Origin of the sequence: Actinomadura terrae, from assembly GCF_022751215.1 — a bacterium.
GTDB lineage: Bacteria > Actinomycetota > Actinomycetes > Streptosporangiales > Streptosporangiaceae > Spirillospora > Spirillospora terrae.
Window position 1 is genome coordinate 753,121 of record NZ_JAICDG010000004.1, and the last position, 20,147, is coordinate 773,267.

The 20,147-nt window shown below is 71.0% G+C and carries 21 protein-coding genes and 1 pseudogene; 12 read left to right on the forward strand and 10 right to left on the reverse strand.

Annotated features, from left to right (window positions below; translation table 11 throughout):
- The first annotated feature begins 16 nt into the window (after positions 1-16).
- On the forward strand, positions 17-880 hold the full coding sequence (locus tag K2F47_RS28090; RefSeq protein ID WP_242908553.1) for a helix-turn-helix domain-containing protein: 864 nt from the start codon (positions 17-19) through the stop codon (positions 878-880).
- Here K2F47_RS28090 and K2F47_RS28095 read toward each other — a convergent pair.
- Positions 867-1,244 (reverse strand): YrdB family protein, encoded by a 378-nt coding sequence (locus tag K2F47_RS28095; protein ID WP_242908554.1) that lies wholly within the window; start codon positions 1,242-1,244, stop codon positions 867-869. The two genes, K2F47_RS28090 and K2F47_RS28095, sit on opposite strands and share 14 nt — an antisense overlap.
- Positions 1,245-1,366: 122 nt before the next feature.
- Here K2F47_RS28095 and K2F47_RS28100 point away from each other — a divergent pair, with 122 nt between their 5' ends.
- Entirely contained in the window at positions 1,367-2,560 is a 1,194-nt protein-coding gene (locus K2F47_RS28100; protein WP_443611976.1) for a methyltransferase, read from the forward strand.
- A gap of 113 nt (positions 2,561-2,673) precedes the next feature.
- Here K2F47_RS28100 and K2F47_RS28105 read toward each other — a convergent pair whose 3' ends face one another.
- A complete protein-coding gene (locus tag K2F47_RS28105) occupies positions 2,674-3,522 on the reverse strand; it encodes a helix-turn-helix transcriptional regulator (RefSeq protein ID WP_242908556.1) in 849 nt (282 codons plus the stop codon).
- Positions 3,523-3,635: 113 nt separating this feature from the next.
- On the opposite strand from K2F47_RS28105, the gene K2F47_RS28110 reads away from it, so the two are divergent.
- The 3 genes and pseudogenes from K2F47_RS28110 to K2F47_RS40950 form a co-directional block, all read left to right on the forward strand.
- Positions 3,636-4,412, forward strand: coding sequence for an alpha/beta fold hydrolase (locus K2F47_RS28110; RefSeq protein ID WP_242908558.1), 777 nt, complete (start codon positions 3,636-3,638; stop codon positions 4,410-4,412).
- 139 nt (positions 4,413-4,551) lie between these two features.
- Complete coding sequence (locus K2F47_RS28115) at positions 4,552-5,343, forward strand: SDR family NAD(P)-dependent oxidoreductase (protein ID WP_242908560.1); 792 nt, start codon at positions 4,552-4,554, stop codon at positions 5,341-5,343.
- A 130-nt stretch (positions 5,344-5,473) separates the two neighbouring features.
- A pseudogene (locus tag K2F47_RS40950) lies at positions 5,474-5,797 on the forward strand (NAD(+)/NADH kinase); the annotation flags it as partial.
- Between the two features lie 460 nt (positions 5,798-6,257).
- Here the strand turns inward: K2F47_RS40950 and K2F47_RS28125 are convergent.
- Positions 6,258-6,722, reverse strand: a complete 465-nt coding sequence (locus K2F47_RS28125; RefSeq protein ID WP_242908562.1) for a MarR family winged helix-turn-helix transcriptional regulator — start codon at positions 6,720-6,722, stop codon at positions 6,258-6,260.
- Between the two features lie 55 nt (positions 6,723-6,777).
- Between K2F47_RS28125 and K2F47_RS28130 the strand changes: the two genes are divergently transcribed.
- Entirely contained in the window at positions 6,778-7,692 is a 915-nt protein-coding gene (locus K2F47_RS28130; RefSeq protein WP_242908564.1) for an LLM class flavin-dependent oxidoreductase, read from the forward strand.
- On the opposite strand, the gene K2F47_RS28135 is transcribed toward K2F47_RS28130, so the two are convergent.
- Positions 7,670-8,491, reverse strand: a complete 822-nt coding sequence (locus tag K2F47_RS28135) for a class I SAM-dependent methyltransferase (RefSeq protein ID WP_242908566.1) — start codon at positions 8,489-8,491, stop codon at positions 7,670-7,672. The two genes, K2F47_RS28130 and K2F47_RS28135, sit on opposite strands and share 23 nt — an antisense overlap.
- A gap of 79 nt (positions 8,492-8,570) precedes the next feature.
- Here K2F47_RS28135 and K2F47_RS28140 point away from each other — a divergent pair, with 79 nt between their 5' ends.
- The gene (locus tag K2F47_RS28140) at positions 8,571-9,173 is read left to right on the forward strand and encodes a TetR/AcrR family transcriptional regulator (protein ID WP_242908568.1); all 603 of its coding nucleotides are present in this window, start codon (positions 8,571-8,573) and stop codon (positions 9,171-9,173) included.
- Positions 9,174-9,281: 108 nt separating this feature from the next.
- On the opposite strand, the gene K2F47_RS28145 is transcribed toward K2F47_RS28140, so the two are convergent.
- A complete protein-coding gene (locus K2F47_RS28145) occupies positions 9,282-9,632 on the reverse strand; it encodes a hypothetical protein (RefSeq protein ID WP_242908570.1) in 351 nt (116 codons plus the stop codon).
- Between the two features lie 294 nt (positions 9,633-9,926).
- On the opposite strand from K2F47_RS28145, the gene K2F47_RS28150 reads away from it, so the two are divergent.
- On the forward strand, positions 9,927-10,778 hold the full coding sequence (locus K2F47_RS28150) for a patatin-like phospholipase family protein (RefSeq protein ID WP_242908571.1): 852 nt from the start codon (positions 9,927-9,929) through the stop codon (positions 10,776-10,778).
- 294 nt (positions 10,779-11,072) lie between these two features.
- A complete protein-coding gene (locus K2F47_RS28155; protein ID WP_242908573.1) occupies positions 11,073-12,284 on the forward strand; it encodes a glycosyltransferase in 1,212 nt (403 codons plus the stop codon).
- Between the two features lie 66 nt (positions 12,285-12,350).
- On the opposite strand, the gene K2F47_RS28160 is transcribed toward K2F47_RS28155, so the two are convergent.
- Positions 12,351-13,148 (reverse strand): alpha/beta fold hydrolase, encoded by a 798-nt coding sequence (locus tag K2F47_RS28160; protein ID WP_242908575.1) that lies wholly within the window; start codon positions 13,146-13,148, stop codon positions 12,351-12,353.
- Positions 13,149-13,193: 45 nt separating this feature from the next.
- Positions 13,194-14,435 (reverse strand): MFS transporter, encoded by a 1,242-nt coding sequence (locus K2F47_RS28165; RefSeq protein WP_242908577.1) that lies wholly within the window; start codon positions 14,433-14,435, stop codon positions 13,194-13,196.
- 100 nt (positions 14,436-14,535) lie between these two features.
- Here K2F47_RS28165 and K2F47_RS28170 point away from each other — a divergent pair, with 100 nt between their 5' ends.
- On the forward strand, positions 14,536-15,108 hold the full coding sequence (locus tag K2F47_RS28170) for a TetR-like C-terminal domain-containing protein (RefSeq protein ID WP_242908579.1): 573 nt from the start codon (positions 14,536-14,538) through the stop codon (positions 15,106-15,108).
- 11 nt (positions 15,109-15,119) lie between these two features.
- Here K2F47_RS28170 and K2F47_RS28175 read toward each other — a convergent pair whose 3' ends face one another.
- Positions 15,120-15,899: an NAD(P)-binding domain-containing protein gene (locus tag K2F47_RS28175; RefSeq protein ID WP_242908581.1), complete on the reverse strand. Its 780-nt coding sequence runs from the start codon at positions 15,897-15,899 to the stop codon at positions 15,120-15,122.
- 37 nt (positions 15,900-15,936) lie between these two features.
- Entirely contained in the window at positions 15,937-16,389 is a 453-nt protein-coding gene (locus K2F47_RS28180; protein ID WP_242908583.1) for a hypothetical protein, read from the reverse strand.
- An 83-nt stretch (positions 16,390-16,472) separates the two neighbouring features.
- Between K2F47_RS28180 and K2F47_RS28185 the strand changes: the two genes are divergently transcribed.
- The gene (locus tag K2F47_RS28185; RefSeq protein ID WP_242908585.1) at positions 16,473-17,108 is read left to right on the forward strand and encodes a TetR/AcrR family transcriptional regulator; all 636 of its coding nucleotides are present in this window, start codon (positions 16,473-16,475) and stop codon (positions 17,106-17,108) included.
- 193 nt (positions 17,109-17,301) lie between these two features.
- Here the strand turns inward: K2F47_RS28185 and K2F47_RS28190 are convergent, their stop codons facing one another.
- Positions 17,302-17,481 carry a hypothetical protein gene (locus K2F47_RS28190; RefSeq protein ID WP_242908587.1) on the reverse strand — a complete coding sequence of 60 codons (180 nt, stop codon included), beginning with the start codon at positions 17,479-17,481 and terminating at the stop codon, positions 17,302-17,304.
- Between the two features lie 208 nt (positions 17,482-17,689).
- Here K2F47_RS28190 and K2F47_RS28195 point away from each other — a divergent pair, with 208 nt between their 5' ends.
- On the forward strand, positions 17,690-19,990 hold the full coding sequence (locus K2F47_RS28195) for a sigma-70 family RNA polymerase sigma factor (RefSeq protein ID WP_242908589.1): 2,301 nt from the start codon (positions 17,690-17,692) through the stop codon (positions 19,988-19,990).
- The last annotated feature ends 157 nt before the right edge of the window (positions 19,991-20,147 follow it).

Genomic DNA, 20,147 nt, shown 5'->3' on the forward strand with positions numbered 1-20,147 from the left:
GGCTAGCCTCACACGCATGGCGAGGAACGGTGAGCTCGGCGAGTTCCTCAGGTCACGGCGTGCGCGCCTGCAACCTGAGGACGTGGGTGTCCGCTCCTACGGAGGCCGTCGCCGCGTCCCCGGACTGCGCCGCGAGGAACTCGCGCAGCTCGCCGGGGTCAGCGTCGCCTACTACATCCGCCTGGAGCAGGGCACCGCCGACAACGTGTCCACCGAGGTACTGGACGCGATCTCGCGGGCGCTGCGTCTGAACGCCGACGAGCACGTCCATCTGCACCGCCTCGCTCACCCGCCGCGCCGGGCGCACGCCCCGCGACCGCCTCGCCTGCGGGCCCCGCTCCAACACCTGCTGGACGCCATCGACCACGCGCCCGCCTACATCGTCGGCCACTACACCAACGTCGTGGCCTGGAACCGCCTCACCGCCGCCGTGTTCGTCGACCTGGCGAACGTCCCGCCGGACGAGCGGACCTGGTCGCACCAGATCCACCTCAACAACGACTACAAGGCCCGATTGGCCGACAACTGGCTGACCGTGGCGCGCCGCAACGTCGCCTACCTGCGGTTCCGGTCGGGCCAGGACCCGGACGACCCGCGCCTGCGGTCCCTGATCGACACCCTGCGGGAGCGCAGCCCCGAGTTCGGACGGCTGTGGGCCGCGCACCACGTCACGGACCTCACCCACGGCGAGGCCCGGCTCCACCACCCGGACGTGGGGCCGCTCGTCCTGCCGTTCGAGACCCTGCACCTGCCCGGCGACCCCGACCTGAGCCGCCTGATGCTCTACGCGGCCGAACCGGGCTCGCCGTCGGAGCAGGCGCTGCGAAAGCTGGCCGAGACGTCCGACCACCGATCGAGCGCCGACCTCACCGCCCCCTGACCTGCGGCTCCTCACGGGCATGGCGGTCGAGGGTGGCGAGGACGGTGTTGAGCAGGGCGACGACGGCGAAAGCGGGCCCGAGCGCATGCCGTCCGGCACCGTAGAGGGCCAACGCACCGGCTCCGAACACCACCGCTTTTACTAGCAGGACGAACGGCAGCGCCACCGCGAAGCGGGCCTTGGGCGCGGCGAACAGTCCCCACAACACGATCGCCAGCGCCGGTGCCCCGAGCCCGAGGACGACATGGACGAGCACGCCGTCCCCCGCCGTGAACCCCCACCAGGCGAGCGCGCCGATCGCCACGAGCTCCAGCACGAACGCCGCACCCTCGTTGATCACACGCATCGGCCCTGGTAGTCGCATCGAATGATCCTCCCACCCGTCCGGACCCCCAAGCCCACCGAGCCCTCGCTACGTCCCGCCCCCGGGGGTCGTACGATCGGCGGTGATCTCACGGAACTGTCGATGAGCGGCGATTGGACGACGTGAACCAAGGACCGGCCCGCACGGACGAGGCCTTCATCGGCTGGCGTGACGCGGACGGTGCGGAACGCCGCGTCCGGTGGCGGTCGGAGAACGGTGCGCCGCCGCCGCGCCGTGTCGTGGTCGCGGACGACGAGACTCGCGCGGACGACGCGTACCGGCTGGCCTGCGAGGGGACGGCGCTGCTGTGGCGCGGCGACTTCCAGAACGCGCGGCAGCTTCTGTCGGCGCTGGCGCGGCGGATCGACCGCCCGCCACGGCGTCGGCGGCGGAAGGACGCGGAACCGTCCCAGACCCAGGCGTTCCACCTTTATCGCCAGGCGAGAGCCCAGCGCGCGCGGACGCTGGGCATGCTCCTCATCCCCTTCGAGCCGGGACATGTCATTCCGCTCAGGCGCGCGCCCGACGTCGCCCAGGCGTGCACGGAAGCGTACGGGCCGTGCGACGAGCCATACGTGACGTCCCTACGCGAATTGCTGGGGCTGATCGGTGCGCATGAGTGGCGGCAGAAGGGCGTCCCCATACAGGCGCTGGGCGGAGACAGGATTCACCCGCATTACGGGGTCTTTTCCCCGGTCAGGGGCGAGTACGTGGATCTGGTCGCCCAGGCCCCGCTCCCCGAAACGACCGTCGCCTTCGACATCGGCACCGGCACCGGCGTGCTGGCCGCCGTTCTCGGACGCCGCGGCCTGCACCACGTCATCGCCACGGACCAGGACCCGCGCGCGCTTGCCTGCGCCCAGGAGAACCTCCACCGCCTGGACGCGTCCGACCGGGTGAAGGTCGTCCGGGCCGACCTGTTCCCTGACGGCCGCGCGGGGCTGATCGTCTGCAACCCACCGTGGGTGCCCGCGAAACCGACGTCGCCGCTGGAACACGCCGTGTACGACCCCGACAACCGCATGCTCCGCGGCTTCCTGCAGGGCCTCGCCGACCATCTGGAGCCGGGCGGGGAAGGCTGGCTGATCCTGTCCGACCTGGCCGAACACCTGGGCCTCCGCACCCGGGACGAGTTGCTCCGCATGATCGAGACGTCCGGCCTGGAGGTCGTCGGACGTCTCGACACCGCCCCCACCCACCCCCGCGCCGCCGACCCCGACGACCCCCTGCACGCCGCCCGCTCCGCCGAGGTCACCTCCCTCTGGCGCCTCAAGCCCGCCCAGCAGACCGAGCCGCCACGCGGACGCGTCAGCTGACCAGTACAGCGAAGCGTAGGCAATCGCGAAGCGACACCGCGCCCCCAAGACACGGGGACGAGCCGCCAGACGAACGGCCGTAGCCCGGCTACGCACAACCGGGCCCTCATGAACTACATATGGCTTCGATGGACGGTCTCGGGCCCGATGACGCGCAGCAGCTCAAGCGCCTCGATGCTCGGGCTGCCGGGCGGCGGCGTGAACACGAAGAGCCGCTGGTCCTCGGCGGGGGTGAGCAGCGCCTCCGTGTCGAACTCGATCATCCCGATCTCGGGGTGCCGGACCCGCATCCGACTGGTGCGGTGAACGGCGACCTCGTGCCGCTCCCACAACCGCGCGAACTCCCCGCTCGCCTCCCGTAGACGCTTGACCAGGGCGGATGCAGCCGCATCGGGGCCTCGGCGCGCCACGGCGGCGCGCAGGTCGGCGACATGCATGCGGCTGTAGAGCTCGTGCTCGTCCTCCGGATAGGCCTCCCGGACGAACGGGTCCGTGAACCAGCGCCACACGATGTTGCGGTCGGGCTCCTCGACCGTGCACACGCAGCCGAAAAGGAACTCCGCCATCGCGTTCCGCGCCAGCACGTCTCCCAGATCACCGATGATCTGCGCGGGCGTCTCCTGGAGGCGGTCCAGCAGGTAGAGCAGGCCGGGCCGGACGTGCTCGCCCGCGAACGGCCCGGCGGGCGGCCGGTGTCCGGCGAGGACGTACAGGTGGTCGCGCTCGTCCTCGGTCAGCCGGAGCGCGCGGGCCAGCGCGCCGAGCAGCTGGGTCGAGGGCTGCGGGCTCCGTGCCTGCTCAAGCCGCATGTAGTAGTCGGCCGACATGCCCGCGAGCTGCGAGACCTCCTCGCGGCGCAGCCCCGGCGTCCGGCGCCGGGGTCCGGCGGCCAGCCCCACCTCCTGTGGACGCAGCCGCTCCCGGGAGCGGCGAAGGAAGTCGGCGAGCTCACGGCGGTCCATATTCCTATGATCGGCGCCCGGCGGGTGTCCGAAAACCCCTCAGCCTGGGATCGGCCGTCCTAGCCACAGCGGTCCGCTCCTCAACTCCGCCGACCGCTGCTGAAGTCGAAGGCATGACGACACTCACCGTTGGAAACGCCCGTATCACCTACCGGACCGAAGGGTCGGGGCCCGCGCTCGTCCTCGTGCACGGCGCCGGACCCGGCTCGATCATGTGGGACGCCCTGATCGACCGGTTCGCCGACCGGTACACCGTGATCCTCCCCGACCTGGCCGGCAGCGACCCCGCCGAGGACGACGGCGCGCCGCTGACCATCGAGGCGCTCGCCGCCCAGGTCATCGCGGTCATCGAGGACTCCGGCGCGGCGCCCGTCGACCTCCTCGGCTTCTCTCTGGGCGCGCCGACCGTCGCGGCCGCCGCCGCGCTCCGTCCCGACCTGGTGCGGCGCCTCGTGCCCGTCGCGGGCCTGACCCACGTCGACGACGAGTACGTCCGGCAGATGATGACCACCTGGCTCCTGCTGGGGGACAACGCCGAAGCGTTCGGACGGTACGCCACGCTCCTCGCCTACAGCGGCCGGTTCCTCAACGAGATCGGCCACGACGCGGTGGAGGAGGCCACCACGTTCATGCGTCCGACCGACGGTCTGCTCCGCCAGGTGGATCTCGTCCTACGGCTGGACATCCGGTCCCTCCTTCCCAGGATCGAATCCCCCACTCTGGTGATCGGCTGCACGCGGGACGCCACGATTCCCGTCGAGAACCACCGTGCGCTGTCCTCCGCCATCACCGGAAGCGAATACGCCGAACTCGACACCGGCCATGTAGCGATGGCGGAGCTTACGGACGATTTCGTCAAGCTCGTCAGGGACTTCCTGGCCCGGCCCTAGCCGCCGGGCGGACCCTAGGTTCGTCACGCGACCTTAGGTCGCCGCGGAACCGGGATTACCACCCGACCAGGGGGTTATCGCCAGTACCACGACCCGCAGAACCTGGTTAGCGTGCGCGCGCGCCGAGCACGATGGGGGGATGCGTCCAATCAACGAGCAGACCATCCTCATCACCGGCGCGACGGACGGCCTCGGCCGGGCCCTCGCCGCCGAACTGGCGGCGGAGGGCGCCACCGTCCTCGTCCACGGCCGGGACGACCAGCGCGGCAAGGACACCCTGGAGGAGATCGGCGGACGCGCCTCCTGGTACCGCGCCGACCTGTCCTCGCTCGCCGAGGTACGGACGCTGGCCGAGGCCGTCCGCGCCGACCACCCGCGCCTGGACGTCCTGGTCAACAACGCGGGCATCGGCTTCGCCTCCGAGGACGGACGCCAGGAGAGCGCGGACGGCCACGAACTGCGCTTCGCGGTCAACTACCTCTCCGGCTACCTGCTCACCCGCCTCCTGCTGCCGACCCTGCTCGCCTCGGCACCCGCGCGGATCGTCAACGTCAGCAGCCTCGGCCAGCAGCCGATCGACTTCGACGACGTGATGATCACGCGCGGGTACAGCGGCACCCGCGCCTACCGGCAGAGCAAGCTCGCGCAGATCATGTTCACGATCGACCTCGCCGCCGAACTCGCCGGGACGGGCGTCACCGCGAACGCCCTGCACCCGGCCACCTTCATGCCGACCAAGATGGTGCCCTCGCCGATCAGCAGCCTGGAGGAGGGCGTCCACGCGACCCACCGCCTCGTCACCGACCCGGCGCTCGACGACGTCTCCGGCCGCTTCTTCAACGGCCTGGACGCATCCCGCGCGAACGACCAGGCCTACGACACCAACGCCCGCGCCCGCCTGCACGAACTCTCCGAACACCTCACCGCCTGACCCGCGCCCGCAACCAGGCCCCGCCAGCCCACGACCTCACGTACCGTCCAGCACCTCCACCGCGACCGGCGACCGATTGCGCGTCCGCAGCTCGTCGCCTACGGGCTGATGAGGGCGCCGGTGGGGCGGCTTGTCTGGGGCCGTCGTATGGAGAGGTACCGCAACCGGGACGGACGGCTCAGGACGGCGGGCGGGCGGGTGGTGTGGCCGGAGCTCAAGGCGATGCCGGTCGTCCCGATCGGTCGTCATGGTCCTCGGCGGGAACGGGACGCTGCTGCGCGCCGCCGACCTGACCCGCACGTCCGGCACGCCGCTGCTCGGGGTCAACCTCGGGCACGTCGGGTTCCTGGCCGAGGCCGAGCGCGACGACCTCGCCGCGACCGTCGACCGCGTCGTCGAGCGCCGCCACGACGTCGAGGAGCGAATGCTGGCGGTCGTCGCCGAGGTCGACGGCCGCCCGCAGCCCGTGGACAACGAGACGGTCGTCGGTACGCCAAGGCGATGCTCTCCGCGCTGATCGAGCACGCCCGCGCCGCTCCCACCGTCCGGACGGTCCGCGCGACGATCAGCTCCGACAACACCGCGTCCCCAGCGACTACCGTGCGGGCTTCGGCTTCACCCGCAACGGCGAGCAGTGGGACGAGGAGGCCGGCCTGGAGCTCATCTTCGACCTCCACATTTGAAGTTCGTGCTACGAACCAATATGGTTCGTAGCACGAACGACATGCGGAGGATCGGTGCACACGCCCAGAGCACGAGCACGAAGCACCACACACCTGGGCATCGCCGCACATCCAGGCGTCACCACGTGTTCGCGTGTTGCCGCACGTTCGAGCGTCGCGGCGCGTCCATGCGTTGCTGCGGCGCGGACGAGTGGTGCGGCACGGCTAGGGCTTGGGACGGCGGCGGGTGGGTCAGGGGGAGGGCTCGTCTTTTTCCATGAAGACGACCGGGACCTCGTTGTCGCTCACCAGTCGGCCGAGCAGGTCGGCGAGGGTCTGGCGCTCGGTCTCGTCGAGGCCGTTGGCCAGGGCTTCGATGCGGCGGCAGGTTTCGGCGTAGAAGTCGGCCACGAGGGCGGAGCCCTTCGCGGTGAGCGCGACGCGGGCGGCTCGGCGGTCCTCCGGGTCGGGCTCACGGCGCACCAGGCCGTTGCGGGCCGTCCGGTCGACGAGGCCGGTGAGGCTCGACTTCGCCAGTCCGAGCATGGCGCCCAACTCGCTCATCCCGTACGGCTGCGCCATCAGGACGCAGAGCAGCTGTCCCTGCTGCTGCGTCAGCCCGTATTCCCGCGCGGACGCGGCGTACACCGCGTCCACCAGGAATGAGGAGCGCACCAGTGCGGTGACGACGCCCATCCGATCCGCTCCGGCCTTCATACGCACAGGGTACGGCACTCATAATTCGGCACGCGAACTACCTGAGGAAGATGTCATGTTCGGAATCGGAATCGACAACTCCATCGCGGCGGCGCCCGAGACCCTGCGGCTCGCGGCGCAGGCCGATCGGCAGGGGCTCGACCTTTTCAGTGTCTCCGACCACCCCTATGCCGCCGCCCGGCTGGACGCCTACGCGGTCACCAGCGTGATTCTCGGCCGCACGACACGCATCTCCGGGATGGTGAACGTCACCAACCTGCCGAGCCGTCCCGCGCCGATGCTCGCGCGCATGGTCACGTCCCTGTCCGCCCTGACGGACGGACGGGTCGTCCTCGGCATGGGCGCGGGCGGCTCCTGGGACGACATCGTCAGGCTCGGCGTCCCGCGCCTGACGCCGGGGGACGCGGTCCGCGCCTTCGAGGAGGCGATCACGCTGATCAGGAGGCTCGGCTCCGGAACCGGGCCGGTGACCTTCGACGGCGAGTTCTACCAGGTCACCGACCTGGAACCGGCACCGGTTCCGATCCCGCCGATCTGGACCGGCTCGGTCGGTGCGAGATCGCTGGCCGTCACCGGCAGGCTCGCGGACGGCTGGCTGCCCGGGCGCGCCGCCGACTGGCTGAGCGAGCGGTACCGGACGTCCCGTCCGATCATCGACGAGGCCGCGGCCGCCGCCGGGCGCGATCCCGCCGACATCGCCACGATCTACAACCTGCCCGGCCGCATCACCGAGGCCCCGCTCAAGGCCACCCGGGACGGCGACGGCCGCTGGATCGGCGGCTCCCCCGGCCAGTGGATCGAGGAGCTGACCGGCGCCGTCTTGGAACACGGCGCGTCCGGCTTCATCCTCTTCCCCGTCGGCGGCGGCCCCCTGGACGTCACGCTGGGACGATGGGCCGAGGAGATCGTCCCGGCGGTCCGGGAGGCCACCGCCGGGGCCCGGAACGTCAGGGCTGGCGGGACGCGGTGACCGCCACCGTGACGTAGGGCATCGTGAAGCCGCCGCCCATCCCGTCGATAGCGGCGCCCACGCTCTTCTGCACTTCCGCCAGTTTGTCCGGGGGAAGTTGGGTGAGGACGCCGCTGGTCGGGATCTGGTCGAGCCATTCGTCCCGGCTGTAGTACCTCTCCCATTCGTAACGCCAGTGGTCGGGCTCGCCGAACCCGGTCGTGTCGCGGATGCCGTCGGAGATGCGGGCGGACATCTGCTCGTAGACGTTGAGCGGCTGCTTCGCCGCCTGGACCGGGACCGGCGAGTCGGGCACGACCCGCTGGTAGACCTCCGCGAACGCGTCGAACACCTCGTCCGGCATCTGGAAGATGTGCCAGAACACCGCGAGCAGGCCGCCCGGCCGCAGCACCCGTGCCGCCTTGGCCGCGCCCTCGACCGGGTCCACCCAGTGCCAGGCCTGCCCGGCGACGACCGCGTCGAACCGGCGTCCGGCGTCGTCCCATGCCTCGAATGTCGCGACATCGACCTCGAACCCGCCGCGCCGCGCGAACTCGGCCATCCGCGCGTCGGGTTCGACGCCGAGCACCGTGCAGCCCGCCGCGCGGAGCTGCCGGGCCACGATGCCGGTGCCGCAGCCAACGTCGACGACGTCAGGCCCGGGGCTTGCGGCGACGATCCGCTCCATCAGCGCGTCGGGATAGCTGGGACGGGTGCGGTCGTAGCGTTCGGTGTCCACGCCGAACGACTCCGCCATCTTCCGCTGGCGATGGGGCTCCGACACCGGGGGACTCGGCTGCTCCGAGGGTAGAGTGGGCATGTGCCCACATTAGTGGGCACTCGCCCACTCGTCTAGCGTGAGGCCGGTCCGTCCAGGACACGGCGGGGAAGGGGGCGTGGTGCCGACGGGAACGGCGATCCGCGACGTGCGCGAGCAACTGTTCGCCGCCGCCGAGCGCGTCCTGCTGCGGGACGGCCCGTCCGCGCTGACCAGCAGGGCGGTCACCACCGAGGCGGGCTGCGCCAAGGGCGTCCTGCACCGGCACTTCACCGACTTCGACGCGTTCCTCGCCGAACTCGTCCGCGACCGCATCGGCCGGCTCGACGGCCAGGCCGCCGCCCTGCACGCCTCCGCCGGGACCGGGACCGTCGCCGGCAATCTCACGGTCGTGCTCGCGGACCTGTTCACCTCCGTCGCCGTCGCGATCGTCGGCCTCATCATCTACCGGGACGGTCTGCGCGCCCGCCTGCGTGAGGACACCCCCACCGGCGTCCCCCTGCTGACCGACGCCACCGCCATGATCGCGTCCTACCTCGCGTCCGAACGCGACCTCGGCCGGATCGTCCCGGACGCCGACACCGGCGCCCTCGCCCCCGCCCTGGTCGGCGCCGGACATCTCCTCTACGCCGATCGGACGAGCGCGCCGCCCGAGCCCGAAGCCGTCCAGAAGGTGGTGGCCACGGTGATCAACCCGGTGCTCCAGCCCCCGGCGCCGCGCTGACCCGGCCCCGCCTCTGAACCGCGATGGCCATCCGACCCACCTCGGCCTCGTCCGCCTGAGCTCCACGGTCCGCCAGAGCCATCGCGAGGCCGGACGGTCCGCGTCTCGTCAGTGCGCGAGGAGGGCCGCGAAGCGGTCCAGCGCGTGGTCGGTGCGGTCGCGGTCGCCGGTGATCGTGAGATCGAACAGCAGGCCGCGGACGACGGCCATGACCAGCGTGGGCGTGACCGTGTCGCCGGCGCCGGTGGAGACGTCCCGGAAGGTCGCGCCGAGGGCGTTGAACCAGTCCGTGATCGCGTCGCCCTGGTGGGGATAGTTCTCGGGGTGGACGAGGCCGTCGGCGTGGACCTCGAAGAACAGCCGGACGTACGGCGCGCGCTCGTCCGCGCTGATCCATGCCCAGATGCTCCGCAGCCGGTCGTGGACGGACCCGGTCGCGGGCGGTACGTGCTCGGCCATGCGCGCCGCGCCCCGGCGCCGCGCCCCGGCGCCGGGCCTCGGCGAGGATCGCGGCGACCAGTTCCTGCTTGCTGCCGAAGTCGTAGAGCAGCATCCGCGGGCTGGTGCGCAGAGCCGCGGCCAGCGGCCGCAGGCTGAGCCCGGCCAACCCGTTGACCAGCACATAGTCGGTCGCCAACGCCAGTGTGCGCGCACGCCGGGCGGGATCCGCCGGTCGCCCCACGGCCGCCCTCCTCCCCCAGAACACCGGCGCCGGGAAGGCGTCCGCGAATTTATGGTACTAGTGTTTCAAGAATGAAGGCGCGCATCGATGACCGAGCCCTCGTCCTCGGCCCCGGCGGTGTCACCGGCACGGCCTGGATGGCCGGGCTGGCCCACGGCCTCCGCCGCGCGGGCGTGGACCTGGGCGGGGCCGACCTGATCGTCGGCACGTCCGCCGGTGCGATCGTCGGCGCGCTGCTCGCCTCCGGCCAGGACCTGGCCCGGCTCGCGACCCTGCCCCGTCGGCCGGGTCACCGCGTCGCCCCTGATCGCGGACGGTTGGACGCGGTGTTCGCCGTCCTCGGCGACCGCGACCTCGACCCCGCCGAGGCCCGCCGGCGCGTCGGGCGGCTCGCGCTCGACGGCTTCGACCCCGCGGCCGAGGAGGCGCTGGTCAACGGCCGCGCCGCGCTGACCGGCACGGACGCGTGGCCGGAGCGGCGACTGGTGATCACCGCCGTGGACGCGGCCTCCGGAGAGCCCGCGGTGTGGGATCGCGACAGCGGCGTGCCGCTGGCCCGCGCGGTGGCGGCGAGCAGCGCGTTCCCCGGGTTCGCGCCGCCGGTCACCATCGGCGGCCGCCGGTACATGGACGGCGCGCTGCGGTCGGGCACCAACACCGATCTCGCGGCCGGGGCCCGCACGCTGGTCGTGATCGAACCGATGGCGCGCTTCGACGAGCAAGCCGACGGCGCCGGAGCGGAGAACGCCGGGGCGGAGAACGTGGTGGCCGTCGGCCCCGACCCGGCCGCGGCGCGCGCTCTCGGGCCCGACCCGGGCGACGCGACGGCCTGGGAACCGTCCTACCAAGCAGGGTTGCGCCAGGCCGCTGATGTCGGCGAGCGACTCCGCGCCGTGTGGACGACGGGCATCAACGCCCCCTGACCACCACCCCGCGTGCACGACGCCGCGCCCCTCAATCGAGGCGGCGCGGCCCTCACCCCGCGTGAAGCTTCGCGACACCCTCTTGACGAGCCCTGCCCGGGAATGCCTCAGAAGGAAGAACTCCGTGCCGCGCGGAGCGCCGCTTCCCCCGCACCCCCTCAAAAGCAAAGGCAGGGAGATCACTCTCCCTGCCACTACTAATTTATAACACGAAGGGGGGCTTGCGGCAAGACCCCGGTCATGCTTCAAGATGGGCGGCCGAAAGGTCAGCACCAGCGAAATGGGGGACACGCAGTGCGTGTTTTGTTGTCGTCGTGGGGATCGCGCGGAGACGTCGAGCCGGTGGCGGGCCTCGCGGCGCGGCTGCGCGAACTCGGTGCGGAGGCCCGGCTCTGCGCGCCGCCGGACGAGGATTTCAAGGCGCTCGCCGACCGCGCCGGAGTGCCGCTGATACCGCTCGGCCCGTCCGTACGCTCGGTGGTCGCACGTCCGAAGCCGCCCTCGCACAAGGACGCGTTCAGCCTCGCTCCCGAACTGGTCGCCGCGCGGTTCGAGACGCTCGGCAAGGCCGCCGAGGGATGTGACGTGCTGCTGGCGACCGGACTGATGCCCGCAGGCGCGCGGGACGTCGCCGAGAAAATGGGAATCCATTACGTGTTGGCCTGCTTCCATACCCTCGGGCTGCCGTCGCGGCATTTCCCGCCGGGAAAGCGGCCGGGCGCACCTTCCCCGGAAGGGGAGACCGACAATCGGGTCCTCTGGAAGCACGACGCCGAGCGCGTTAACGCGTTGTACGGCGAGGCGCTCAACAGCCATCGCGCGCAAATCGGCCTGCCGCCGGTGGACAACGTCCGCGACTACGTCCTCACCGAAAGGCCGTGGCTGGCGGCGGACGAGACGCTGTGCCCGGCGGCGGGCATGACGGACCTCGACGTCGTGCAGACCGGGGCGTGGATTCTGCCCGACGACCGTCCTCTCCCGGCCGAACTGGAGGCGTTCCTGGACGCGGGCGAGCCGCCGGTGTACGTGGGGTTCGGCAGCATGGCGTCCTTCGCGCCGAAGGGCATCGCCAGGGTGGCCATCGAGGCGAGCCGCGCGCACGGCCGCCGCGTCGTGCTCGCGCGCGGTTGGGCCGACCTGACCCTGATCGACGGCGAGGACGACTGCTTCACCGTCGGCGAGGTCAACCAGCAGGCGCTGTTCCGCCGGGTCGCCGCCGTCGTGCACCACGGCGGCGCGGGCACCACCGGGACCGCCACCAGGGCCGGTGCGCCCCAGGTCGTGGTGCCGCTGATCGCCGACCAGCCCTCCTGGGCCGCCCGCGTCGCCGAACTCGGCATCGGCGCGGCGCATGAGGGACGGGAGCCGACCGTCGAGTCGCTGTCGTCCGCGCTCGCCGTGGCGCTGGCCCCCCAGACCCGCGAACGGGCGAGGACGGTGGCCGCCGCGAGCCGCACCGACGGGACGACCATGGCCGCGAACATGCTGCACGACATGGTCAACTAACCGGCCCCCGACGCCGGAGTCCTCGTCCCCGACAAAGCGTCTAGGACGAGGACTCCGGACTCGCCGTCAGCCCACTACCCCAGCCAGAAGTTTCGCCGTTCCCTCCGGAGCCTCCACCGGAAAGTGATGGCTGCCCAAATCGACGAGCACGATGTCGAGCCGGTCGCCGTAACGGTCGATCGCGTCCCGCGTCACCAGGTCGCGGATCGCGAACACGGTGATCGGCTGCCTCGTCTCTTCGAGCGCGGCGTCCATGTCCCAGCGCACCAGGCCCTCGATGGCGCGCAGGCCCCCGGGCTGCCGCACCGCGACCATCTTCTCGAAATACGCGCCCTTCAAAGCCGGATCGGTTCCGGCCGGCGAACCGCCCTCCACGAGGCCGCGCACCCCTCGGGCGAAGTCCTCACGAAAAACACGCTCGAACGCCGCGGCTCGTTCCTCGTCCTGTGCCGGGAACAGGGACAGGTAATGCAACGCGTCGAGCGCGACGACATGCGTGATGGTGTCGGGGAGCAGCCGTCCGACCTCGACGGCTACCGCGCCGCCGAGCGAATGCCCGGCCACGACCGCCGATTCCACCGATTCGGCGTCCAGCACCGCCGCCACGTCCCGGGCGAATTCCTCGATGGTCCAGACGTCCCGCGTCGACCGCGATTCGCCGTGTTCGGCGAGGTCGACCGCGAGAACGCGGTAGTTCTCGGGCAGATGGTCGGTCACCGCGTCGAAGTCGCCGCGCGAGCACGCCCAGCCGTGGACGAGCACCAGGACCGGGCCTCCGACCGGGCCGCTGGCCGTGTAGCGAATCGTCGTGTGGTCCGCCCGACGAGCCTCACGGTTCGTCCGGCCCCTGCTTACCGTGGTCACGCTGTCTCCTTATCAGACCGTTTCAATGTGCGGAAAACCGTCGGCTCAGCCGAGCCGGGCCGAGATTTCGCGGCGCTTCGCCCGTACCCGGTTCAGATGCAGGACGAGTGCGGAAAGCGAGATCACGGCGATCGCCACCGCGTAGATGTCGGTGGCGGTCCTCAGCCCCAACACGGTGACGGCGATTCCGCCGAGGACGGCGGGCACGCTGTTCCCCAGGTAGTTGATGACGTTCGCCAGCGCGAAGACCGCGCTGCGCTCGTCCGGCCTGGCTATGCGGGCGAAGGTGCCGAACGTCGCCAGCATCGCCGCGCCGACGCCGAGGCCCGCGACGACGGTGCCCGCGGCGGAGAGCCAGGCGAGATCCTCCGCCACCCCGGCGAGCGAGAGCAGCGTCCCGAGCGCGAGCAGCACGGACGACGGCCCCAGCAGCGAGGACGCGGAACGGGACCGCAGCGCGAGGACCGTGAGCGCTCCGGTGCCTCCGAGGAGCGTGACGACGACACCGCCGATCAGATGGCTACGCAGCCCCAGCAGTCCGGCGGCGACGGACGGGCCGAGCGAGAGGTACATCCCGGCCAGGGCCCAGCTCGCGATCATCACCGGCACCACCGGGACGATGTCGGCGCGCAGGTGCGCGGGCATCGCGACCCGGGGCCGCAGCGACGCGACGGCCCCCGGCAGGCGCGGCGAGGTCTCCGGCATGACCAGGGCGAACCAGGCCGCGAGCGCCGTCGCGCCGAGCAGCACCCCATAGACCAGCCGGGTCGGGGCGGGGGCGAACTCCACGAGCGCGCCGCTGCCGAGGGCGCCGAGGGCGAGCCCGGTCAGGGGGGCGACCGAGGTGACGGCGCCCGCGCGTCCGCGCGAGGGTTCGAGATCGACGAGCGCGGCGCTCAGCGTGGTCGTCGCCGCTCCGGTCGCGAGGCCTTGGAGCACCCGGGCGGCTGCCAGGACGAACACGTTCCCGGCGACCAGGAACAGGACGAGCGCGACTGCTTGGAGCGCGACCGCGGCGGCGAGCACCGGACGGCGGCCGAGGTGGTCCGACAGCGCTCCGATGGTGAGCAGCGAGCCCAGCACGCCGAGCACGTAGAGGGCGAAGACCACCGTCAGCACCCACGCCGTGAAATGCCATCGCTGCTGGTAGATCACGTAAAGCGGGGTCGGGGCACCGGAGGCGGCCACGAACAGGACGAGGACGGCGGCCGCGGAGGTGAAGGCGCCCCTCCACGGCGTGCGCGGCCCGCTGCCGGGCGGCGCGGTCGCGGGGGATTCGACAGGCATGTCAAGCCTCGCAGTGATCGTTGCGTTAGTGGCCTCGAACGTAACACAAACGCATCGATCACTGCATCTATAACGCAGTGATCAGTGCAATAATGGCCGCATGCCCGCCTCGACCTCGTCTTCGCCCCACACCGGCAGCCGGCCGGGCGGCCGCTCCGCCCGGGTGCGCGCGGACGTCCACCGGGCCGTCAGGGAATTGCTCGCGGACGAGGCCGGAGAACCGCCGACGATCCCGGTCGTTGCCGCCCGCGCGGGCGTGCACGCGACCACGGTCTACCGTCGCTGGGGCTCCGTCGCCGAGCTGCTCGCCGACGTCACCGGCAGCCGTTTCTCCGGCGGTTTCGTGGTGCCGGACACCGGAGACCTTCGCGGCGACCTGGAGCGCTACGCGTTCAACCTCGCCAAGGACCTCGGGGACCCCGACAGCCTCGCCCTGATCCGCGCCACCATCGGCGTGGCCGGAGCGCAGGGCGCCGCCGCGTGCCTGGGGGAGCGCCGGCAACAGCTCGAAGCCATCCTCGAACGGGAGGAGGCCCGGGGCGGGCGGCCCCCGACCCTCGATCACACCACGGACGCCATCATCGCCCCCGTCTACTACCGCGCCGTCTTCACCCACCTGCCCCTGAACCCCGACTGGACCCGCGAACTCGTCGCACGCCTCCTAGCGGACTGACGCGCGCACGCTCAGCCGGACCCCACGTCCTCAAGGTCGGTGAGCAGGCCGTCGAGCGCCCTGGCGAGAGCGTCCGCGTTGGCGTCGGTGAACCATGTGGTGCGGATGCGTTCGTTGTTGCCCTTCGGCGTCTCGTGGTCGGCCGCGAGCCGGCTCAGCGAGCGGGACCGGTCGTCCAGCGCGCGGCCGACGCCCTGGAAGAGCCCGCGCACGTAGGCGTCGGCGTCGGCGGGCGCGATGCCGTGGCCGGCGACCCACGAGGTGAGCGTGGCGAGGTAGGAGTAGTGCGTGGTCAGCGTCCCCGTCACCGCGGAGAGGACGTTGAAGGACGTCTCGTCGGCGACCGGAAGCGCCCCGCCGAGGCGCTCGAAGAGGGCGTCCACCACGGGGTGGGACGGGCAGGTCACCGTGACGGACCGGCGCTCGCGGATGGCGGGCAGCGGAACCGCCCGGACGAGCGGGGCGCCGGTGGCCAGCGCCCGGCGCAGGTCGTCGTTGCCGACACCCGACATCACGTTGATCATGATCTTGTCGTCGGGCACGCTCAGGCCGCCGAGCGCCTCATGCCGGTCCTGGCGCCGGACGGCGATGATCACGATGTCGGAGCGCTCCACCACCGCCTGGTTGTCGGGACAGACCAGCACACTTTCATAGCGTTCGGACAGCTCCGCGGCCGTGCGGGCTCCGCGCGGAGAAAGGAAGACCTCTGGCGCGTCGTCACCCCCGGCGCACAGGCCGTCCACGATGGCCCGGCCGATCTCCCCCACGCCGATGACGCCGATGCGCTTCACAGTGTCCTCTCCCTACCTCTGGCCGGTACGTTCCCTGTCACCTGCGGAGTTCCGGTCGTCTCCACAGCAGTGCGACCGCCACCAGCCCCGCCAGGCACGGCGCCATCCCGATCCACCCCAGTTCCGGCGGCAGGCCGGTCTCGCCCGAGGTGTCCTTGATGAGCAGCCCGGACGCTCCGACCCCCGTCCCGAGCACGAACATCACGGTCGCGGCGGAGCGCGCCCACCGCCTGCCGGTTCGCACGGCCCAGGCCGTCCAGAGCCAGGCCCCGGCGCCGAGCGCTCCGATCACCGACAACAGGATCAGGTAGGTGTTGACGGCCGAATCGACCTGCGAACGGTCGTAGTCGGGATAGCCGTCGCGGACGTGATCGGCCAACACGTGGCTGTCGGCGAAGGGAACAACCGCCGCGACAACGGTGAGCCCGAGCCCCGCACACATCGCCCCGACGACCCATCGCCTCCCCCTCACGCCGGCGAGCTCGGCCATCCTCATCTCCTAAACCTACGCCGTAGATTTCTCTGTCAAGGTAGATTCTACGCTGTAGGTTTGACAAGCCGGGAGGACAGGACGTGACCAGGCGCACACGGGGCACCTCGGCCGGGCTCGACCACGCCCGCATCGCGGCCGCCGCCGTCGCGCTCGTCGACCGCGACGGCCTGGACCGCTTCGGCGTCCGGCGGCTCGCCGACGACCTCGGCGTCGACCCGATGTCGATCTACCACCACATCAAGGGCAAGGCGGCGCTGCTGGACGCGGTCTCCGAAGCCGTGATCGCCGAGATGGACACCGGCACCCAACCGGCACCGCGGACCTGGGAACAGCTCGCCCGCCGGACGGCACACGACTACCGGCGGATGGCCTACCGGCACCCCCGGGTGTTCCGGCTGCTGGCCACCCGTCCCCAGACCTCGCCGGTGGCCCTGGCCGCCCTCGAACGCCTGTCCGCCGCGATGCGCCGGGCGGGCCTGCCCGACCAGGTGATCGCGGACGCGCCGATGGCCCTGTTCGGCTTCCTCAACGGCCACCTGCTCGCGGTCCTCGACGGCAACCCCGACATGCCCGCGCTCGACCCCACCGACCACCCGGCGATGGTCGCCCTCGCCCCGCTGCAAGCCGACTTCGGCTCCGAGGCCCAGTTCGACCGCCTACTCGACACCGTCCTGGCCGGAATCCAATCCCAAGCCGACCACCACCGGGGCGATTGACCCGAGCAGTCGCGGGACGAATCCCATACCGAACAAGCCGGGCGCGCTGGGAGGTCGTGGAGGCAGCGGCGGCCGCCACGTCCGATCATGTGCTTGCCTCCGGGGACGGCTTCGGGTGTGCTGTGACGAGCGGGTCTCCTGCCTACTGGATGCCGATTCCCTTGCAGCAGGAGACCCGTCCCTCACGAGCGGCCTAGATCAGCTGGGCGAGCCAGTAGAGAACCCAGGCCACCACGGCACCGCCGAGGGCGTAGGCCCCGCCGCGCACGGCGGCGAACAGGGCCGCCTGGGCCAGCCGCCGCAGCTTGCGCGCGTACCGGTGCCGCCGCCGCCGCCGCGAGTCAGGCCGAGCCCGTCCTGAGGACCGCGCCACCGCTGCCCCTTCGGGCCGGGCTGGACGACCGCGCCCGCGACCCTGAGGAGTGTCGCCAGTCATACCCTGCTCCCTCCGTTCGAGCCGGTGTCCCTTGCACCGGCTCGACAGCAGTCCAGCGGATATTCGGCTCTTGCACAGGAAGCAACCACCTTGTTGCCACGGCGGCGGCAAAATGACACTTAGGCGACAAGGGGGCTTTTGAAGCATGACGGGGCGGCAAGATCCGAGCGAAGGTAGTCCAAAAGCGCGTGGCCTTTCTCCCATCAAGCAGACCAAGACCAAGGCGTCGATCGCGTTCGCCGCCCATCTGCGCGAGCTGCGCGAACGGTGCGGCATGACGTCCAAGCAGGCGGCAGCGGCCCTCGGGGTGGACGAGAGCACGCTGTCCCGCTACATGGGTGGTGATCGATTGCCGGAGTGGCAATTCCTCACCAAGTTCCATGATCTGTGCGAGGAGCAGGCCGGAGAGCGGCTACCCGAACGGGTGCGCGAGACCAGTCGCGACCTGATGTACGCCGCCGCCCGCAGCCGGGGTGGCCTGCAAGGACGCAAGCTGGAGCTGGAAATTGCCGTCGAGGCAATGGAGCGGCAGGAAGAGCACACCCAGCAGCTGGTCAACGGCCTCCAGGAGGAACTCGACCTCGAGCGCTCGCACCGGAAGAACGTCGAGGAGCAGTTCGACCACCTGCGGGAGCAGGCCCACCAGGACGCGGACGCCGCCGCCCGGCAACTTCAGGAACTCACCCAGGAACGTGACGAGGCCCTCGACCGCATAGCGGTGCTGGAGGCCGCGCTCAGCGAGACCACGATGCTGCTGGAGCTGCAACGCGGCGACCGCGAGATGCTCAGCCACCGGGCCCAGGCCACCGAGACCAAGATCCAGGAGATCGACAACCGGGAGAGCTCGCGGCGGACTCTGCCGCCCGACAAGGACCCCAGCAAGGTCCAGTGCCCGCTGTGCAATGCCTACACCAGCGTCAACATGCGGTGGTGCGTGCGTTGCCTGGGCGAACTCTCCACCTCGGCCCCGGTCGGCACCCCCTCCCCGCTCGACCCACCAGAGCCCCCTTTCTATGATCCACGTTTGAATGACAGCTACGGACCGACTCCCCCCGGCTATGGGTTCACACACGGGTACGCGGGGTCGGACGGATACCCCGATCTTTCGTACGGGGATCTTGCGCCTCCATACGGAAAATACGAGCCCTCGTATGGGGGCCCTGAGCCAACGCCCCCCTACGGGTTCAGCGATCCACTGGGGCTTCCGCTCAGCGATCCGTTCAGCCCGCCAAAATCCGCCTCCGTCGCAGGAAATTCACCGTTCTCGCTTCCGACCGTGGACGAGTTGCTTCGACGCATCCAAGAAGATCGGCATCGCTTTGAGGCGGCGCAAAACCAGGCCGCGCCTCCGGCGCAATCCGGTGAGCAGGACATATCCAGTCCTCCGGAGCCCCCTTCGAGTTCCGACGTCTCCGCTGGGCATGTTCCGGCAGATCGGCCGCCTGTCATTCGCTCCAGCGTCCACTGGCTGGAAATCGACCGGGAAGTTGATCGTCGGCTGGCCGCATCCATGGCCGCCGGTGGCAGTGGTGCCCTGATGGAGGTCGTCGATCACTACGCGTATCGCCTATACGATTACAGCCATGCGCTGCTGCGCGACGAGGAGGAGGCGGCGGACGCACTGCACGCCGCCTTGATAGCCGCCTACTCCCATATCCGAGTGTTCGGCGGACAGGACCGCTTCCGAAGCTGGCTTTACGCCCTGGTTCGCAATGACTGCTTGCGTCGGTTGCGAGCGTCAGAGCGCCCCGCCGAACGTCACGAGGCCCAGGAGGTCCAGACCGTCCCCATGAACGCGGAGGAGCGCGCCCACCGCCAGGAGACCCGCCGGCTCGTTCGTGCCGCCATGTCGGGCCTGCGCGGTCGTGACCGCGAAACCCTGGACCTCATGCTCAGACACGGCCTGGCCGCGTCCGAGATCGGTGGCGTTCTGAGGCTCTCCGCGTCGCAGGCCACGACCCTGGCCGATCAAGCCTTCCGCGGGCTGGGCGACGCGCTGACCAGCGTGTACCTAGCCTGGCCCTACCGCGACACCACCGAGACCACGGCGCTGGAGGAGGCGTGCCCAGCGGTCACGGCATCGCTACTGGGCCAGAAGCAACCGATCAACTCCGCGGTGCAGCACGAACTCCTCCAGCACATCCCGACGTGTGCGATGTGCACCGGGCGGCGCCCGCAGGTCGACGCCACGTCGCTGTTCCAGACGTTGCCGGTCGCGCTGATGCCCGGCGACCTGCGTGGACGCATCCTGGCAACGGCCACGGAACCGGCTATGAGCGAGGAACTGGAGGCGTTGGCGCGGCGAGCCGAACCGTTCGACGACCGTGGCTGGCCGGTGCCGGCGACGGTGCCGGTCGAGCATGTGGCCCAGCCCAAGAAGCGGCTGACCGACAGGCTCAAGTGGCGCGGCTCCACCAACGCGTCCGACTCCGCGTCCGATGACTGACCAGACGGTCCTGGCCCCTCGCAGGCATCGCCCGACCCTGCCGACCGCCACATCCCCAGCTCAGATCCCGCCAACGGACGCCGAGCCCGGTAGCCCGCCAGAACGCGGACGCCTGCCAGAAGGGTTCGCTGCGGATCCGCGTCAGCCCAAGGCCACG

Excerpts from the sequence above, each read along its gene's own strand:
- K2F47_RS28110 (WP_242908558.1), top strand. The coding sequence starts at position 3,636 with ATGACGACACTCACCGTTGGAAACGCCCGTATCACCTACCGGACCGAA.
- K2F47_RS28105 (WP_242908556.1), bottom strand. The coding sequence starts at position 3,522 with ATGGACCGCCGTGAGCTCGCCGACTTCCTTCGCCGCTCCCGGGAGCGG.
- K2F47_RS28195 (WP_242908589.1), top strand. The coding sequence starts at position 17,690 with ATGACGGGGCGGCAAGATCCGAGCGAAGGTAGTCCAAAAGCGCGTGGC.
- K2F47_RS28145 (WP_242908570.1), bottom strand. The coding sequence starts at position 9,632 with ATGGCCGAGCACGTACCGCCCGCGACCGGGTCCGTCCACGACCGGCTG.
- K2F47_RS28180 (WP_242908583.1), bottom strand. The coding sequence starts at position 16,389 with ATGGCCGAGCTCGCCGGCGTGAGGGGGAGGCGATGGGTCGTCGGGGCG.
- K2F47_RS28130 (WP_242908564.1), top strand. The coding sequence starts at position 6,778 with ATGTTCGGAATCGGAATCGACAACTCCATCGCGGCGGCGCCCGAGACC.
- K2F47_RS28135 (WP_242908566.1), bottom strand. The coding sequence starts at position 8,491 with ATGCCCACTCTACCCTCGGAGCAGCCGAGTCCCCCGGTGTCGGAGCCC.
- K2F47_RS28170 (WP_242908579.1), top strand. The coding sequence starts at position 14,536 with ATGCCCGCCTCGACCTCGTCTTCGCCCCACACCGGCAGCCGGCCGGGC.
- K2F47_RS28125 (WP_242908562.1), bottom strand. The coding sequence starts at position 6,722 with ATGAAGGCCGGAGCGGATCGGATGGGCGTCGTCACCGCACTGGTGCGC.
- K2F47_RS28090 (WP_242908553.1), top strand. The coding sequence starts at position 17 with ATGGCGAGGAACGGTGAGCTCGGCGAGTTCCTCAGGTCACGGCGTGCG.
- K2F47_RS28165 (WP_242908577.1), bottom strand. The coding sequence starts at position 14,435 with ATGCCTGTCGAATCCCCCGCGACCGCGCCGCCCGGCAGCGGGCCGCGC.
- K2F47_RS28150 (WP_242908571.1), top strand. The coding sequence starts at position 9,927 with ATGAAGGCGCGCATCGATGACCGAGCCCTCGTCCTCGGCCCCGGCGGT.
- K2F47_RS28115 (WP_242908560.1), top strand. The coding sequence starts at position 4,552 with ATGCGTCCAATCAACGAGCAGACCATCCTCATCACCGGCGCGACGGAC.
- K2F47_RS28095 (WP_242908554.1), bottom strand. The coding sequence starts at position 1,244 with ATGCGACTACCAGGGCCGATGCGTGTGATCAACGAGGGTGCGGCGTTC.